General features: G+C 71.8%; 15 protein-coding genes. 7 read left to right on the top strand and 8 right to left on the bottom strand.

Going from position 1 to position 16,744, the window contains the following annotated elements; translation table 11 throughout:
* Positions 1-10 precede the first annotated feature (10 nt).
* Both ACQEVJ_RS33740 and ACQEVJ_RS33745 read right to left on the bottom strand, forming a co-directional pair.
* Complete coding sequence (locus ACQEVJ_RS33740) at positions 11-1,426, bottom strand: NAD(P)/FAD-dependent oxidoreductase (RefSeq protein WP_433108168.1); 1,416 nt, start codon at positions 1,424-1,426, stop codon at positions 11-13.
* Positions 1,423-2,697, bottom strand: a complete 1,275-nt coding sequence (locus ACQEVJ_RS33745; RefSeq protein ID WP_433108170.1) for a glycosyltransferase — start codon at positions 2,695-2,697, stop codon at positions 1,423-1,425. The genes ACQEVJ_RS33740 and ACQEVJ_RS33745 overlap by 4 nt, the downstream gene beginning before the upstream one ends.
* A 118-nt stretch (positions 2,698-2,815) precedes the next feature.
* Between ACQEVJ_RS33745 and ACQEVJ_RS33750 the strand changes: the two genes are divergently transcribed.
* Positions 2,816-3,433: a TetR/AcrR family transcriptional regulator gene (locus ACQEVJ_RS33750; RefSeq protein WP_433108172.1), complete on the top strand. Its 618-nt coding sequence runs from the start codon at positions 2,816-2,818 to the stop codon at positions 3,431-3,433.
* A 27-nt stretch (positions 3,434-3,460) separates the two neighbouring features.
* On the opposite strand, the gene ACQEVJ_RS33755 is transcribed toward ACQEVJ_RS33750, so the two are convergent.
* The 4 genes from ACQEVJ_RS33755 to ACQEVJ_RS33770 are packed head-to-tail and all read right to left on the bottom strand — an operon-like array spanning position 3,461 to position 7,227.
* The gene (locus tag ACQEVJ_RS33755; RefSeq protein WP_433108174.1) at positions 3,461-4,510 is read right to left on the bottom strand and encodes an ABC transporter ATP-binding protein; all 1,050 of its coding nucleotides are present in this window, start codon (positions 4,508-4,510) and stop codon (positions 3,461-3,463) included.
* Positions 4,507-5,280 carry an ABC transporter permease gene (locus ACQEVJ_RS33760; RefSeq protein ID WP_433108176.1) on the bottom strand — a complete coding sequence of 258 codons (774 nt, stop codon included), beginning with the start codon at positions 5,278-5,280 and terminating at the stop codon, positions 4,507-4,509. The genes ACQEVJ_RS33755 and ACQEVJ_RS33760 overlap by 4 nt, the downstream gene beginning before the upstream one ends.
* A complete protein-coding gene (locus ACQEVJ_RS33765) occupies positions 5,273-6,139 on the bottom strand; it encodes an ABC transporter permease (protein ID WP_433108178.1) in 867 nt (288 codons plus the stop codon). Before ACQEVJ_RS33765 ends, ACQEVJ_RS33760 begins: the two co-directional genes overlap by 8 nt.
* Positions 6,136-7,227, bottom strand: coding sequence for a polyamine ABC transporter substrate-binding protein (locus ACQEVJ_RS33770; RefSeq protein ID WP_433108180.1), 1,092 nt, complete (start codon positions 7,225-7,227; stop codon positions 6,136-6,138). The genes ACQEVJ_RS33765 and ACQEVJ_RS33770 overlap by 4 nt, the downstream gene beginning before the upstream one ends.
* A 125-nt stretch (positions 7,228-7,352) precedes the next feature.
* Here ACQEVJ_RS33770 and ACQEVJ_RS33775 point away from each other — a divergent pair, with 125 nt between their 5' ends.
* Both ACQEVJ_RS33775 and ACQEVJ_RS33780 read left to right on the top strand, forming a co-directional pair.
* A complete protein-coding gene (locus ACQEVJ_RS33775) occupies positions 7,353-8,441 on the top strand; it encodes a hypothetical protein (RefSeq protein ID WP_433108182.1) in 1,089 nt (362 codons plus the stop codon).
* Positions 8,442-8,464: 23 nt separating this feature from the next.
* Entirely contained in the window at positions 8,465-9,406 is a 942-nt protein-coding gene (locus tag ACQEVJ_RS33780; protein WP_433108184.1) for an SIS domain-containing protein, read from the top strand.
* An 11-nt stretch (positions 9,407-9,417) separates the two neighbouring features.
* Here ACQEVJ_RS33780 and ACQEVJ_RS33785 read toward each other — a convergent pair whose 3' ends face one another.
* Positions 9,418-10,074: a ThuA domain-containing protein gene (locus ACQEVJ_RS33785; RefSeq protein ID WP_433108186.1), complete on the bottom strand. Its 657-nt coding sequence runs from the start codon at positions 10,072-10,074 to the stop codon at positions 9,418-9,420.
* Between the two features lie 160 nt (positions 10,075-10,234).
* Between ACQEVJ_RS33785 and ACQEVJ_RS33790 the strand changes: the two genes are divergently transcribed.
* The 3 genes from ACQEVJ_RS33790 to ACQEVJ_RS33800 all read left to right on the top strand — a co-directional run bounded on the left by ACQEVJ_RS33790 (position 10,235) and on the right by ACQEVJ_RS33800 (position 13,757).
* Positions 10,235-10,858 (top strand): NAD(P)-dependent oxidoreductase, encoded by a 624-nt coding sequence (locus tag ACQEVJ_RS33790; protein WP_433108188.1) that lies wholly within the window; start codon positions 10,235-10,237, stop codon positions 10,856-10,858.
* A 338-nt stretch (positions 10,859-11,196) separates the two neighbouring features.
* A complete protein-coding gene (locus tag ACQEVJ_RS33795; protein ID WP_433108190.1) occupies positions 11,197-11,337 on the top strand; it encodes a hypothetical protein in 141 nt (46 codons plus the stop codon).
* A gap of 182 nt (positions 11,338-11,519) precedes the next feature.
* The gene (locus tag ACQEVJ_RS33800; RefSeq protein ID WP_433108192.1) at positions 11,520-13,757 is read left to right on the top strand and encodes a protein kinase domain-containing protein; all 2,238 of its coding nucleotides are present in this window, start codon (positions 11,520-11,522) and stop codon (positions 13,755-13,757) included.
* Between the two features lie 15 nt (positions 13,758-13,772).
* Here the strand turns inward: ACQEVJ_RS33800 and ACQEVJ_RS33805 are convergent, their stop codons facing one another.
* The gene (locus ACQEVJ_RS33805) at positions 13,773-16,022 is read right to left on the bottom strand and encodes an MMPL family transporter (protein ID WP_433108194.1); all 2,250 of its coding nucleotides are present in this window, start codon (positions 16,020-16,022) and stop codon (positions 13,773-13,775) included.
* 107 nt (positions 16,023-16,129) lie between these two features.
* Here ACQEVJ_RS33805 and ACQEVJ_RS33810 point away from each other — a divergent pair, with 107 nt between their 5' ends.
* Positions 16,130-16,669, top strand: coding sequence for a TetR/AcrR family transcriptional regulator (locus tag ACQEVJ_RS33810; protein ID WP_433108196.1), 540 nt, complete (start codon positions 16,130-16,132; stop codon positions 16,667-16,669).
* The last annotated feature ends 75 nt before the right edge of the window (positions 16,670-16,744 follow it).

Genomic DNA, 16,744 nt, shown 5'->3' on the forward strand with positions numbered 1-16,744 from the left:
GAGGTCGTCCTCAACTGTCGAAGCCGATGCCGAAACGGTCGAGTGACCGCAGCCAGGGCCCTCTGCGGCCCTCGTTCTTGTCGGCGCGGGCGAGTTCGCGGCGGGTGAGCTGCACCACCGGCCAGCGCAGCGGCTCGGGCGGGAACGGCACCGGGTGGCGGCGGACCATCCGCAGCCGCGTCCGCGCGGTGGACCGCCGGGCCAGCAGGTCGAGACCGGTCAGCGCGCCGAACCTGGACGCGCCGACGCCGAGGCCGGTGTATCCGAGGGCGTAGGCCAGCCGCCCGCCCATCGCCGTGCCGAAGAACGGGGTGAACCGGCTGGTCGAGTCGATCGCCCCGCCCCACCTGTGCGTGAAGCGCAGGCCACGCAGCTGCGGGAACGTCGCGAAGAAGTGCCGCGCGAGCCGCTCGTGCGTGGCGTCGCGCTGCTCGGAGCCGCCGCCGCCGAAGTTGTAGATCGCGTCGTAGCCGCCCCACAGGATGCGATCGTCGCGCGTGAGCCGGTAGTAGTGGAACCGGTTGCCCGCGTCGGTCAGGCCCTGGCCCTCCGGCCACCGGAGCGACGCCCGCTGCTCGGGCGACAGCGGCTCGGTGACGAGCACGTAGTCCCAGATCGGCAGCACGAACAGGCCCAGCCTGCGCAGGGGCGAGGGGAAGGCGTTGGTGGCCAGCAGCACCTGCCCTGCGCTCACCGCGCCGTTCATCGCACCGTTCACCACACCGCGGCCTCCCGTCCCGGCCTCCACGCCGGTACGCGTCCGAGTCAGCGCGGTGACCTCGGTGCCCTCGTGGATGCGCACCCCGAGCCGCTCCGCGACGCGGGCCAGCCCCCACGCGAGCGCGGCGGGATCGAGGACGCCGCCGGTGCCGCGCAGGCGCAGCCCCGCGAGATAGGTGGGCGATTCGACGTCCGCGCGCATCTCGTCGCGGCCGAGGAACACCGCGTCCTCGCCGTGCTCGCGGTGCAGCCTCTCGGCCCGCCTCAGCTCCTCCACCTGGTGGGGCGCCACCGCGACCGTGGTCTTGCCGACCAGGCGGAGGTCGGCGTCGATGCCGTGGTCGTCGACGAAGCGGGCGATGGCCGCGAGGTTCGCCCGCCCGAGCGCGAGCAGGGCCGCGTTCTCCGACGGCCACAGCCTCGCTCCCTGGCCGAGCCCGTGGGTCAGCGAGTCGGAGACGAACCCGCCGTTGCGGCCGCTCGCGCCGTACGCGATCGAGCGCGCCTCCAGGAGGACGACGTCGCAGGCGGGGTTCTCCTCCTTGGCCAGCACGGCGGCCCACAGGCCGGTGAAGCCGCCGCCGACCACCAGCAGGTCCGCCGTGGTGCGGCCGCGCAGCGGCTCGTACGGGCCGGGCGCCCCGGGCCGGTCGGTCCAGAAGACCCGGGGAGCGGCGTCCTCGATCAGACGGCTTTCCTTGCTCACTTGGCCGCGATGTTCTCGATGACGTCCGCGGCCACGCGCAGGCCGTCGCGGCGGCGGATCTCCTCGCCGGCCGCCGCGAGCCGGTCGCGCAGGTCCTGGTCGCCGAGCAGTCTCTCGATGGCCCCGGTCAGCTCCTCGTCGGCGAACCCGTAGGTGTCCAGGCGGACGCCGTACCCGGTCTCGTGCACGCGCTGGGCGTTGTCGTACTGGTCCCAGAACAGCGGCATGACGATCATGGGCTTGCCGAAGTGGAACGCCTCGGTCGTCGTGTTGTTGCCGCCGTGCGTGATCACCAGGTCCACGAGCGGGATGATCTTCGTCTGCGGGACGAACTCGGCGCCCCACATGTTGGGGGCCAGCTCGATCTCCTCGTGCAGCGGGCCCTTGGAGACGATGTACCGATGCGGCGTGCGGGCCAGCACGGAGATCACGCGGCGCATCAGCTCGATGTCGGCCGAGCCGAGCGAACCCAGCGAGAAGTAGATCAGCGCGCCCTCGCCGGGGATGTCCGGCAGCGTGAACTCCTCGTCGGTCTCCCGTACGGACGAGTCGACGCGGGTCCAGGAGTCCCCCAGGGGACGCTGCGCCGTGTAGTCCGCGATCTCGGGATACACGTACAGGTTCGCGTCGCCCTCGTGGATGAACTCCAGGTCAGGCAGGGCCGGAGCGCCCTGCTCGGCCACCCACGCGTTGAACGCCTCCCACATCTCACGATGGGTCCGGTCGTACTCCGCCCGGAACTCCGCCCAGCCGGTGCCGTCGGCCGGCAGTCCGGAGAACGCCGGGGCCACGTCCGGGCCCTGCACCTCCAGCGGGTTGCACGAGACGATCCGTACGAACGGGACGCCCGCCGTCACCAGGGCGGGGAAGGCCACCACGTTGTCCTCGACGATCACGTCCGGCCGGACCCGCTCGATGATGGCCTTGAGCTGCGGCTCGCAGTACTTGGCGCCGTCGATGAGCGCGTCCCAGATCGGCTTGACGACCGTCTCCAGCTGTTCCAGGGTGCTCTTGCGGTACTCCGGCGCCGTGTCGCGGATGAAGTCCTTCCAGAACTGGCCCGCGTCCTGCTCCTCCTCTGCCGGCGGCGCCAGGTCGACCAGGTCCTCCTCGAAGCCCAGCGCCTCCAGCTTGCCCTTCCACGACGCCTCGGCGGCGAACACCACCCGGTGCCCACGGCGGCGCAGGACGTCACCGATCCCGACGCAGTTGTTCGTCGGCCCGTAGGCGCTCTCCGGCATGAACAGGATCGTCAAAGGCGTGGCCGTCATTCGGGACTCCTCTAATGCTAGTTGAAGCGTGATTCAAATACCTACCTGCTACACCCGTCAAGACCTGGAGCGGTATCGTGTCGGACGATATGAAGCGAGGTGCAATGACAGGGGTGGGATGACTCAGCGCAAGAGCAAGGCGGACCGGCGGCTCGACCTCATCGAGGCGGCCCACAGGGCGATGCTCCAGCACGGCGCCGAGGGGGTCCACCTCAACCAGATCGCCGAGGAGGCGGGGCTGACCTCCGGCGCGGTGCTCTACCACTACCCCGACCTGCGCGACCTGCTGATCGAGGCCCAGCACGCCGGCATGGAGCGCTTCTACGAGCGGCGCGTGAAGAAAATCAGCGGCATCTCCGACTCAGTGGACAAGCTCATCGTCACGATCCGCTCGGGCCTGCCCGACGGCCCGGACGACGCGGGGGTGCGACTGCTGTGCGAGCTCGGCGGCGCCGCCGGCCGCAACCGCGTCTACGCGACGCTGCTGACCACGCTGTTCGACCGGCAGGTGTCGATGTACCAGACAATCCTGGAGACGGGCGCCGCCTACGGGGTCTTCACGCTGGCGCAGGACTCCGAGACCATCGCCCGCAACCTCGTCGCCCTGGAGGACGCGTACGGCTACCGCATCATCGCCCGGCACCATTCGATCGACCCGGACAAGGCCGTCGAGCTGATCCTCGACTACGCCCGCCTGGCCACGGGCAACCCGCTCAGGCCCGCCGATCGCCGCTGACCCCCCGTCGTTCCCGGGGGGTCAGCGTCACGAGGGCATCGGGACGAGGGCCGCGTCGTCGGCGTCCCAGGAGACGACGACCTCGGCGCCGGTCTCGACCCTGGCCCGCCCCTGCGTGGCCGCGAGCAGGTTGCGGTCGTGGCCTGCCAGCCTCAGCGCCACGTGGGAGACACCCCCGTAGAAGCTGACGTCAACGACCCGGCCGCGCAGCGCCCCCTGATCGGCCGTGACCGGGCCGAGGTGGACCCGTTCCGGCCGTACCGCGAGCATCGCCGTCCCGCCCTCCACGGAGCCCGCCGGCGCGGGGAGCAGGCCCAGCCCGTCCACCTCCAGCCCCTTTTCCGTCACCCTGCCGGTGAAGAGGTTGTTGGCCCCGATGAAGCCGGCCACGAACGGCGTCCGCGGCCGTTCGTAGAGGTCCGCGGGAGCGTCCACCTGCTCGACCCGGCCGCCGTTCATGACCGCGATCCGGTCGGCGAGCGACATGGCCTCCTCCTGGTCGTGGGTGACCACGACGAACGTGATGCCGACCTCGTGCTGCAGCCGCTTGAGTTCGAGCTGCATCTCCGAGCGGACCTTCTTGTCCAGGGCGCTCAGCGGCTCGTCGAGCAGCAGCAGCCGGGGACGCTTGACGACGGCCCTGGCCAGGGCGACGCGCTGGCGTTGCCCGCCCGACAGCTCGTGCGGCCTGCGGCGGGCCTGCGCGGTCAGGCCGACGGTCTCCAGCACGGTGCCGACCCGCTCGCGGATCTCCGCGCGGGGCAGCCGCTCCCGTTCCAGGCCGTACGCCACGTTCTTCTCCACGCTCATGTGCGGGAACAGGGCGTACGACTGGAACATGAGGTTGACCGGGCGGCGGTGCGCGGGGATCGCGAGCAGATCAGCGCCGTCGAGGCGCACCGAGCCGGTGTCCGGCTGCTCGAACCCGGCGAGGATCCGCAGCAGGGTGGTCTTGCCGCAGCCGGACGGCCCCAGCAGGGCGAAGAACTCGCCCTGCCGGATGTCGAGGCTGACCGAGTCGAGGGCGGTCACCTCGCCGAACCGGCGGCTCACGCCGTCGATGGATATGAGAGTCATCGCAGGGCCTCGGTCAGTCTGGTCAGGCGCTGTGCGACGATCACGACGGTGAAGCTCACCGCGAGCAGCAGGGTCGCCAGCGCGTTGATCTCTGGAGTCACGCCGAACCGCACCATGGAGTAGATGACGATCGGCAGCGTCGGCTCGGACGGAGCCGCGGTGAAGAACGCGATCACGAACTCGTCCAGCGAGAGCGTGAAGGCGAGCAGCGCCCCCGCGACGATGCCCGGGGCGAGCGTGGGCAGGGTGATCTTCACGAACGTCGTCAGCGGGGTCGCGCCGAGGTCCCGGGACGCCTCCTCAAGCGACGTGTCCATCCCGCCGAGCCGGGCCCGTACGACGGCCGTGACGAAGGCCATGCCGAAGACGGTGTGCGCGATCAGCACGGAGTGCAGCCCGAGCGTCAGCTTGATCGCGGAGTAGAACGCCAGCAGCCCGATCGCGATGACGAGGTCGGGCAGGATCGCGGGCAGCGTCGAGAGCGCGTCGAGCAGCCGCGAGCGGGTGTGGCGGGCCAGGCCGACCGCGAGCAGCGTGCCGAGCACCGTGGACAGCACCGTCGAACCGAAGGCGACGATCAGCGTGTTCACCAGCCCGGCGCGGATCGAGTCGTTCTCCGCCAGCCTGCCGTACCAGTCCAGGGAGAAGCCGCCCCACGTGTAAGGCGACTTGTTCCGGTTGAACGACATCACGACGAGCACGACGATCGGCGCGTACAAGAACAGATAGGTCAGCCAGAAGGGCAGCCGGAGCCAGCCGTGTCTACGCACCGCGCCCCGCCCTCCGCGAAGCCCACGCCTGGGCGAACAGCAGCAGCACGAGCACGGCGATCACGGCCAGCGCCAGCACCGAACCGAACGGCCAGTCGCGAGCCTTGAGGAACTGGTCGCGGATGAGATTGCCGACCATGATCCGGCGCCCGCCGCCGAGCAGTTCCGGAATCACGAAGTTGCCCAGGCTCGGCACGAACACGAACACGCAGCCGGTCAGCACGCCGGGCAGCGACAGCGGGAGCGTGACCGACCAGAATGTCCTGGCCGGCCGCGCGCCCAGGTTCGCCGAGGCCTCCCGCAGCTCCGGGTCCAGCTTCTCCACGGCCGAGTACAGCGGCAGGATCATCAGCGGGAGGTAGGCGTAGAGCAGCCCGGCGACGATGGCGCCGTCCGTGTAGAGCAGTCCCACCGGCCCCAGCCCGAGCGCCTCCAGCCAGGAGTTCACCGGGCCTTCGGAGTTGAGCAGCACGATCCAGGCGTACGTGCGGATGAGGAAGTTCGTCCAGAACGGCAGCACGACCGCCACCAGGGCGATCACCTTCCACCGGGCGGGCAGCTTCGCGATCAGGTACGCCGTGGGGTACCCGAGCAGCAGGGCGAGCAGCGTCGTGATCGCCGCGAGCTTCACCGACCCGATCACCACGTCGAGGTAGAGCGGGTCGGCGAGGCGGGTGAAGTTCTCCCCCGTCGGCTCGTAGACCACTCCCCCGAACCGGCCCCGCCGGAACACGGTGTAACTCAGCACCAGCGCCAGCGGGATCAGCATGAAGACGGTCAGGAAGCCGAACCCGGGCCCCATCGTCGCGAGACGGCCGGCCGCCTTCCCGAGAACGCGGGCGGGCTGTCGGGCCGTCATTGCGCCGCCGACACCTCGGTGGACAGGCGCGTGTACGCGCTGGAGGCCTCGCCCAGGTCGACCAGGCTCTCACCCTTCAGCAGCTCGGACGGCGGCTCCGCCAGCGTCGGGTAGCTCTCGAGCAGCTTCGGGTCGACCTTGTCCATGGCCGCCTGGTTGGGGATCCTGTAGAGGATGTTCGCGGGCACCCAGCCGTGGACCTCGGGGTCGAGGATGTAGTTGACGAAGGCGTGCGCCGCCTCCTTGTTCTTGGAGCTCTTCAGGATCACCATCGTGTCCGCCCAGAGGTCGCTGCCCTCCTTCGGCACCGCGAACTTGATGTTCTTCTCCGACGTCGGGCACCAGCCGTCCCATGCCTCGACCATCACGGCCTCGCCGGACTTGAGCCGGTCGCCGAACGTGGTGTCGTCGTAGGCCAGCAGGTCGGGCTTGGCCTTCAGCAGCAGCTCCTTGGCCTTGTCGAGCGTGGCCTGGTCGGTGGTGTTGACCGAGGCTCCGAGCAGCTTGAGCGCCGGAAGCGCCAGCCACCGCTCGGTGGTCATCATCGTGATCTTCTTCTTCAGCTCGGGGGCCGGCTCGAGCAGGTCCTTCCAGCTCGTCGGCGGCGTCTTCACCAGGTCGCTGCGGTAGCACAGCCCGGTGGTTCCCCAGGTGTACGGGACGGAGAAGACGTTCCCCTTGTCATAGGCGAGCTGGGACGCCTCGGGGTAGAGGTTCTTCAGGTTCGGGATCAGCTCGCGGTGCAGGGGCTCGAGCAGGCCCTGCGCGTTGAGCGCCTGCGCGTACTGACCGGACACGAAGGCCACGTCGATGCCGCTGTCGCCGCCGGCGGTCAGCTTGGCCATGATCGTCTCGTTCGTGTCGTGGATGGCGACCTTGGTGTCGAAACCAAGCTTGGCCTTCACTCGCTCCGGCAGATCCTTCGGGCTGTACCCGTCCCAGATGGAGACCGTCAGGCTCTGCTTGGATAGGTCCGCGCTGGCGCTGAGCGCCGTGGGCGCGGAGTCGGTGTCCGCGCCGCCGCCACAGGCGGTCAGCGCGGAGGCCAGACAAACAGAGGCCACGACGACGGGCGCGCGACGTGTCACGGGGGGCTCCCTTGCATGAGGAATGGCGGCCAGTGTTGCACGATAGCTCAACGTGGACAAAACTTCGGAGCCCACGTTGCACCTGTAATTTGGTTGTGTTGTTGAATTTACGTTCAGGAGATTCAGTGGAAGGCTCCCGCTGGCCTCGGGTGACCGAGGAGCCGGACGGCGTCCTCACGCTGGAGATCGGCGACGGGGTCACCGCGTGCGTCCTGCGCGATCTGGCGCGGGGATTCCCTCCGCCGCCCTTCTCGGTGCGGGCGCTGCGGCCGCTGCCGCCGGTGCCGCCGGGGGAGCGGCCAATCACGGTGGACCAGACCAACCACTCGGTGATCGCGGGTGACACCGTAGTGGTCAAGTGGTTCCCCCGGCCCTCGCGGGCCCCCCACCCGGCGCCCGGCCTGCTCGCCCACCTGGCGGGCTTCGGCCGCACGGCCACGCCGTACGCGGCGGTCTACTGGGAGGACGCGCTGGTCGCCCTCGTGACGGCGTACCTGCCCGAGGCGCGGGACGGCTGGGAGTGGTGCGTCGACGAGGCCGAGGCCGGCCGCACCGGCTTCGCCGCCGAGATCGGCGCCCTCGCCGCCGAACTGCACCTCGCGATGGCCACCCCGTCCGCGGTCTTCCCCGACCCCGTACGGCTGTCGCCGCCCGGCTCGGGGGCGTGGCGGGCCCGCGCGGAGGAGGCGCTGCGTGAGGCCCTGACGCTGACCGACGGCGCGGACGGCGCGTGGCTGGCGGGGCGGGCCGAGGCCCTGCGCCGCGAACTGGAGCCCCTCGCCCACGCTCCCGCCACACCGCTGATCCGCGTCCACGGGGACCTGCACGTGGGACAGATCCTGCGCTGGCGGGACGGCTACGCGGTGGTCGACTTCGACGGCAACCCGACCGTGGCGGACGCCGACCCCTACCAGCCCGCGGCCCGCGACCTCGCGCAGCTCACCACCAGCGTGGACCACGCGGGGCAGGTGGCGGTCAGGCGCAGGTCCGCCGACCCGGCCGCGACGGCCGCCTGGGCCTCCGAGGCGCGCCGGGACCTGACGGCGGCCTACGCGGCGGCGCTCGCGCGGGCCGGCCGTGCCGACCTGCTCGACCGGTCGCTCCTGCGGCCGTTCGAGGTCGAGCAGGAGTGCCGCGAACTGATCTACGCCGCCCGCCATCTGCCGCGCTGGCGGTACGCGCCGATGGGCGTGCTGCGGACCTGGTACGCCTGACCACGAATCGAAGGGATGAACACGTGGATGCGGGGCTGTTTCTCGCCGACCTGGAGACGAAGCCGGAGGCACTGGAGGCACTGGCCGGCCTCCTGGACGACGGCGATCCGTTCGAGGGGCTGACGCGGCGATTCGACCGCGTCGTGTTCCTCGGCATGGGCAGTTCGCGCTACGCCGCGGGGGTTGCGGCGCAGCGGCTGCGGGCAGCCGGGGTGGACGCCGTCGCGGAGTACGCCTCCGCCGCGCTCGGCACCCCGCCCGGCCCGCGCACCGCCGCCGTCGTCGTGTCGGCCACGGGCGGCAGCCGGGAGACGCTCGACGCCCTGGCCCGGCATCGGGGCAGGTCGTTCGTCGTCGCGCTGACCAACCGGCCCGGCTCCCCGGTGACCGAGGGCGCCGACCTGGTCGTGCCGATGCTCGCGGGCGAGGAGCGGGGCGGCGTCGCCTGCCGCACCTTCCAGCACACGCTCGCCCTCCTGCTCACACTCGCCGAGGGTCCCGATGCCGTGGCGGGCCTCGTACGGCGGGCCGCGGCGGCCACCGCCGACCTGCTGGAGCGGCGCCGGGAGTGGCTGGCGGACGCCGTGAGGCTGCTCGACGGGCCGCACGGCATCTACACGATCGCGCCCGCCGAACGGCTGTCGTCGGCCGAGCAGTCGGCGCTGATGTTCCGTGAGGGACCGCGCGTCCAGGCCGACGCGTGCGAGACGGGCGACTGGGCGCACGTGGACGTGTATCTCACCAAGACCTACGACTACCGGGCCGTCCTGTTCCCCGGGTCGCGCTACGACGACCAGGCGATGGAGTGGATCCGGCTGCGCGGGTCGCGCGTGCTGGCCGTCGGCGGGGAGGTCGAGGGACAGGCGGCGTCGGTGCGCTACCGCCACGACGACGACCCGGACGTCGCCCTGCTCACCGAGACGCTGGTGCCTGAGCTCGTCGCCGCGACGCTCTGGGGGCGGTGAGTCTTCGAAGGTCAGTCCCCGAGAAGCCAGTGCGCCGCCCGCCGCAGCAGAGTGCGGCGCACCGGGTTCTCGTACGACCGGGTGTCGTGGCCGAGCGCGTCGTACACGACCCTGCCGCCCGCCACGGTTCTCGCCCACAGCAGGGGCTGGTCTCCGGAGTACGCCAGCGGCTCCACGTCCGGGAGGACGTCGAGGTCGGTGTAGACCTCGTCGGTCACCTCGAAGCCGGCCAGTCCTTCGACGATCGGATGACCGGTGCCGAGCCGGATCCTCGCCCGGCCGATCGGCGGGTGGTACGACGTGCCCCACCTCCAGGCGCCGCCCAGGATCTCGGCCCACTCGGGCCAGTCGTCGAAGCAGAGCGAGGCGGTGTGCACGGCGAGCAGCCCGCCGCCCCTCGCGAGGTGACCGAGCAGCGCCCGCCTGACGGAGTCCGGCGTCTCGAAACGCCAGCGGTCCCGCTCCTCCGCGAAGTCGTCGCCGTCCATCCTCCATCGGAACGCGTTGACCGTGATCAGGCCGACCGGCGCGGGCGCGGCCAGGGCTCCGGCGACGTCCTCGGTGATCTCCGACTCGACGCCGATCTCGGCGAGCACGCCGGCGAGGGCGGCTGAGGTGGCCGGGAAGTCGTGGGCCACTCCCCCGGACAGGATGAGGTTGCGCGGCATGAAGGCACCATAGGTCGTGTCTGGCAAATCACGGCCCTGCCCGGGACCGGGCCCTGCACGGGAGTCGCGGCCGGATCGCTCAGCATGGTAGGGATTCGCTCAGCATGGTAGGGGTGAGTGAGCACTCACCGACCACGCCCATCGTCTGGGGGAGGACGCCGTGCGCATCACCGTTTTCGGAGCCACCCGGGGCACCGGCCGCCGTTTCGTCCGGCTGGCGCTCGAACGGGGACACGAGGTGGAGGCCGTCGCGAGGAAGCCCGAGGCGGTGACCGACCGGCACCCGAACCTGACGGTCCGGCGAGGCGACGTGCTGGCGCCGGAGACCGTCGACGTGAAGGGCGCCGACGCCGTCGTCTACCTCGTGGGGCCCAGCGGGCGCGGTCCCACGAACCTCTATTCGGAGGGCGGCGGCAACGTCATGGACGCGATGGCCCGGCAGGGTGTGCGCCGCATCGTGGTGGTGACCAACGCGCTCGACGACCAGCCCGCGGACTCTGCGCCGCAGCGGCTGCTCAAACGGCTCGTACGGAGGTTCTTCCTTGAGGCGGTCTGCCGGGACACCCGGCTGCTGGAACGGGAGATCAGCACCCGCGACCTGGACTGGACGGTCGTGCGACCGCCCCGCCTGACGAACGGACGGGCCACGGGCGCCTACCGCACCGCCGTCGGAGACGGCGTCCGCGGCGGCGTGCGCCTGTCCAGGGAGGACCTGGCCGGATACCTGCTGAAGGCGCTGGAGGACCCCGGCACCGTCCGCAGCACGATCGGCATCGCCTACTGACAGACCGGATCGCCAGCGGTCGCAGTGGCCAGGAGTGCGGCCAGGACTGCGGTCAGGACTGCGGCCAGCGATGCGGCCAGGACTGCGGCCAGGGCTGGACGCGGTCGCCCAGCGCGGGCAGGACGTCCCTGAGCAGGTCGGCCAGGGCGCGCACGGCCGGTTCCGGCACGTCCGCCAGCAGGTCCCGGTGTGCCTCGGTCGTGGCAGCGACAGCTCCTCGGCCCTCTCGACACCGAGCGGCGTGAGCCGCACCCATAGTTCGGCCCGCCACCCCTCGATCATCTCGTCGACCCGGTCCCGCTGTCGCATGAGGTTGAGCCGCGTCCGACACCGCCGCCGTGGACACGGTGCTGGTCGGCGGGCGGATCGTCAAGCGCGGGGGCCGCCTGGTGGGCGTGGACGTGGACCGCGCACGCGACCTCGCCGTACACGCGGCCTGGCACGTGACCACCCAGGCCAGGACTACATCCACAAGGTGACTTTTTTGCTCCGGTGACAACCGCCCTTTCGGATGAGACCTTGAGTCAGGGCCAGGGAGTGTCTGGCAAATGCTGCCCGTAGCGAGCGATGGGGTGGGGCGACAACGCAGCGAGGCGCCGCCTGGGCCACGCGCAGCAGGGCTTGATTTGTCAGAGACGACCTAATCCGAGGGGGCGGCGTCATGAACGCCTGGTCGGTACCGGGCTACCGGGAGGTGCGCGAACTCGGCGCGGGCGGCGCCGGGCGGGTCGTGCTGGCGACCTACGTCACCACCGGCGCCTACGTCGCGATCAAGTACCTGCGCGAGGAACTGCGGCGGGATCGGCGCTTCCTCGGCGGGTTCCGGCACGAGGCCCGGGTCATGGTGGAGCTGAACGATCCCAACATCGTGCGCCTCTACGAGTACGTCGAGGCGCGCGACGGCGCGGCGATCGTCATGGAACTCGTCGACGGGGTCTCGCTGCGCAGGATCCTCGCCGAGCACGGCTCGACCAGCCCGGAGGCGGCGCTGGTCGTGCTGAAGGGCTCGCTGGCGGGCCTGTCGGCCGCGCACGCCGCGGGCATCGTCCACCGGGACTACAAACCGGAGAACGTGCTGATCCAGGCTGACGGGAACAGCAAGCTTTCGGACTTCGGCATCGCGACGCCGAGCGGCTCTCCGGAGGCGCCCGCGGGCACGCCGCCCTACATGGCTCCCGAGCAGTGGTACGGCGGGCCCGCCGGCCCGGCCGCCGACGTCTACGCCGCCACCTGCGTGTTCTTCGAGTGCCTCACCGGGCGCCGACCATACCGGGCCGACGACCTGACGGCGCTGCGCATGCTGCACCGCAGCGCTCCCATCCCCGCGACGGACGTGCCGGGCTCGGTGCGGGGCCTCGTCACGCGCGGCATGGCCAAGAACCCGGCGGACCGGCCGCCCACGGCACGGGCGTTCATCGCCGACCTGGAGACCGCCGCGACCGCCGCGTACGGGTCCGACTGGGAGCAGCGGGGCCGCCGCCACCTGGCCGAACTCGCGACCCTGCTGGCGCTGACGTTCCCCCTGGCCGCTCCGGCCGAGCCGGTCGAGGCGTCCACGTCCCTCGCCCAGACCGTGCTGTCCGAGCGGCTCGCGCGCTTCGCGCCCCGGTTCGCCATCGGCGCCGCCGTGCTGTCGGCCGCCGTGATCGCGGCGGTGGTCGCGGTCAATCGGCAGACCCCGGTCGCGCAGGACACCCTGCTCACCCCGACGCCGCCGCGCAGCGCTCCGGCGGCGCTTCCCCCGGCCCCGAACTCGGAGGAGACTGCGCCGGTCACGCCCGCCGAGACAGTACCGGACGAGACGGTGCCGGGCGAGGCAGCACCCGACGAGGCGACGCCGGGCGAGACCTCGCCGACCGACGCGGGGCCGGGCGACAGCACCGGGACAACGCCGCCCGAACTGTCCGGCACGCCGGTGTCGTCCGTGTCCACCGGGCCGGCCGTGCCTCCGGGACCTTCCGGAAGCGCCACCCCCTCCCACATGGGCGCGACCGCGTCGCCGGCGCCTGCGCGGGTGACGGACCTCGGCATCGCGGCGTTCGACGGCCAGGCGGTCACGGTCGACGTGCGGGCGAGCACGGCGGCCCGGGTCCTGCTCACCGCGCGTTTCGCCTCCGGGCCGTCGCCGGACGCGCTCGCCGCCGCGCCGCCGCAGACGATCGCGCTGCGGGGCGCCACGTCCTACCACATGGGCCTGCAGCAGCCCTTCCCCTCCCTGGCCTGCGGGACCACGGCCTACCGGCGGGTCGAGGTGTCCACGGTCCCCGCCGCGCACGGAGGAACCCGTACGCGCACACTGAAACTCACCGGACCGCCCTGCCCGGCGCCCGCCGTCGAGGGCGTGGCGATCGACGATTGGGACGGCAGGACGGCGGCCGTGACGGTGCGGGCCTCGGGCAGGGGCCCGGTCAGGGTCTCCACCGTCTTCGCGCGCGACGGCCGCGAGGCGGCGGCCGACACCCGCACGCTCTCGGGACGCACGTCCTACTCGTTCACCGTGGCCGCCGACCTCGGCGCCGTGGAGTGCGGGAAGAGGGCCGTGCTCGGGGTGCGCGTCACGACCGAGCCGGCCGGTCCGGGCGGGCCGCGCGAGGCCGAGGTACGGGTCGCCGGTCCCCGGTGCCCGAAGCCGCAGGAGTCGCCCTCAGGTCCGACGAAGGAAAGTCCGGGCCCGACGAAGGACCCGGGCCCGGCGACGAGCCCCGAGCCGCCCGAGTCCCGCAGCCCCCAACCGCGCGATCCCGAGCCGCAGAGCCCCGAACCACGCAGCCCCGAACCGCGCAGTCCCGAACCGCGCAGTCCCGAACCGCGCAGTCCCGAGCCGGACAGCCCGGCGCCGGGCGGCCCGGGGACCCAGGACGGTCCGAGGGCACAGGACGGCCCGCCCGTCGTCCGCTGAGCGGCAGGGGCGGAGTCAGGGGCGGGCGTGCCTGCCCGCACCGACCAGTTCGGGCTCCGCCTCGGCGGTCTCGCCGTCCTCCTCGTGGCCCTCGATCGACAGGTTCGGCAGGATCCGGTCGAGCCAGCGCGGGATCCACCAGTTGAGCCGGTCGAGCAGCACCATCGTGGCGGGCACGAGGAAGCCCCTGATCAGGGTCGCGTCGACCGTGATGGCCACGGCCAGCCCGACGCCGAACACCTTGACCAGAGGATCGGGGTAGGCGATGAACGCGGTGAACACGGCCACCATGATCAGGGCGGCCGAGGTGATGACGCGGCCGGTCGACCCCAGTCCCTCGGCCACCGCGCTCCGGTTGTCCCCGCTGCGCGAGTAGGCCTGCCGTACGGAGGTCAGCAGGAAGACCTCGTAGTCCATCGACAGACCGAACAGCACGGCGAACAGTATGAGCGGCACGTACGTGTCGATGGGCACCGAGAAGAACAGCGTGGCGAGGTAGGACCCATCGGCCGAGGGCGGGGGGGCCATGCCGACCAGGCGGCTGCCCAGGCCATGGGAGAACACCACGGCCAGGGCGCCGAAGGCGGCGCCGAGCGAGACGAGGTTCATCACCGCCGCCTTGATCGCGACCAGGGGCGCACGGAAGGCCAGCAGCAGGAGCAGGGCGCTGAGCAGCACGACGATGCCGACGACCAGCGGTGTCCTGCCCATGATGCGGTCGCCCGCGTCCGCCATCCCGGCCACCTCGCCGCCGACGTGGACGTGCGCCCCCGGCACCTCGATGGCCCGCACCCGCTTCACCACGTCGAGGGCCCGCGGGTCGCTTGGCGCGTAATCGGGGACGGCCTGGATGAGCACGGAGCGGCCGTCCTCGTTGACCTTCGGCGGAGCGACGAACGCGACGCCCTCGGTGTGCTCGACCCGCTGCCGCAGCACCTGCACGACCGGGTCGGGCGGCGTCGAGTCGGCGATCTTCTGGTCCAGTTCGGCCACGACGACGAGCCCGCCGTTGGCCCCGGGGCCGAAGCCCGCCTCGATCAGCTCGTACGCCCGGCGGGCCGGGGTGCCCTTGTCGCCGTACCCGTCGTCGAGCGGACCGAGCTTGAGCGTGACCGCGGGGGCGGCCAGCGCCGCAAGCACGACCGCGGTGACGGCGAGCACCCGCCAGGGGCGTCGCGCCACCCAGGCGCCCAGCTTGGCCCAGCCCGTGGCCGGGCCGTCGCGGCGGGCGGTGCGCCCGGAGAACGGCAGCCGCAGCGCGTTGATCCGATGCCCGAGGAGGCCGAGCAGCGCCGGCACCAGCGTGATCGAGGTGAGCACGGCGCACACGACCGAGACGCCGGTGATCCAGCCGAGCGTGCTCAGCAGCGGGAACCCGGTGAACATCAGCGCGCTCAGCGCGATCACGACCGTGCCGCCGGCGAACAGCACGGCCCCGCCCGACGAGGCCGCCGTACGGCGGACCGCCTCCCGCACCGGCACGCCCTCGGCCAGCAGCGTCCGGTGCCGCGACAGCAGGAACAGCGCGTAGTCGATGCCGACGCCGAGGCCGATCATCGTGGCCAGGATCGACGCGGTCGAGGGCACGTCCACGATGTGCCCGAGCAGCCCGATGAGGCCGAGGCCCACACCGATGCTGATCAGCGCGGTGAAGATCGGCACGAGCGCGGCGACCAGCGTCCCGAAGGCGAACAGCAGCACCAGCAGCGCGACGACGACGCCGGCGACCTCGCTGGCACCGGTCTTGATCTGCTTGTCGGCGGGCGTGGAGCTATCGGAGGGGACGACCTCGATGCCCGCCCGCACCGCCGGCGCGGCGGCGGCGGCGAGCTGCTCGGAGGTCTGGGCGATCTTGGTGGTGTCCTGCCCCTTCAGCCGTACGGTGATCATCCCGATCCGGAGGCTGGACGACATTCCGCCCACGCGGTACGGCGTCTCCACCTCGGCGACGTGCGGCATGCGCCGCAGGGCGTCCATCGACTGCTCGACGGCCTGTTTGCGAGACTTGTCGATCAGCGTGCCGTTCGCGGTGTAGAGAACGAGCTGCACCGTCCCGCCGGGGTCGAATCCCGGTCCGAAGCCCTCGCGCATGAGCTCGTGCGCCCGCTGCGCGTCGGTGCCGGGGATCGACACGTTGTTGTTGACCGGCCGGCCCCACACCAAGGTGCCCGCCGTCAGCAGGCCCGCCGCCAGCACCCACAATGTCAGCACGATCCAGCCGTGGCGCGCGCACCATCCGCCGAGTCGCCCCAGAAGCCCGCTCATCGTCGTCCGTCCCGGGTAACATGTCCTACGGCCGTCCTGTACGGCCGTACAAAACGAGAGTAAAAGAGATTGATCGGCGGGCGAGCGGGGCGCCGGAAAATGAGACGATGACCACACTCGACCAGGGCAACGCGACCCGGTCCCGCATCCTGGCCGCGGCCCGCGACCTGTTCGCCGAGCGGGGGTACGCCGCGGTGTCGCTCGCCGACATCGCGGCGGCGGTCGGCCTGACCAAGACAGCGGTCGCCTACCACTTCCATCCCAAGGACCGGCTGGCGGCCGAGATCATCGCCCCGGCGGCCGACGACCTGCTCGCGCTGCTCGGCGCCGAGTTTCCCGGCCATCGGGAGTTCCTGCGCGCGTTCACCGCATTCGCCGTACGGCACCGCGCGGTGATCCGGCTGCTCACCGAGGACATCGGCGGCGCCGACAGCGCCCCTCCCGGATCTCCGGGCGAGGCGATCAGGGAGTTCGGCCGGGAGCTGTTCGCCCGCCTGGCCGGGCCCGACCCCTCCCCCGGCACGCGCGTACGCGCCTGGGCCGCCCTCGGCGCGGTGCAGTCCGGTGTGGTGAAGACCATGGACGTGCCGGCCGAGGTGGTCGAGGAGACGCTGACCGCCGCCGCCGTGGCCATGTTCGAATATTGATATACGGATCCCCTTGCGATCGCCCTCTGAGCGCGTCACATTTCGTGTGAACGTTCAACCTTTCCGCCGCGTCCT

It is taken from the genome of Microbispora sp. CA-102843 (assembly GCF_050936215.1).
Classification (GTDB): Bacteria; Actinomycetota; Actinomycetes; order Streptosporangiales; family Streptosporangiaceae; genus Microbispora.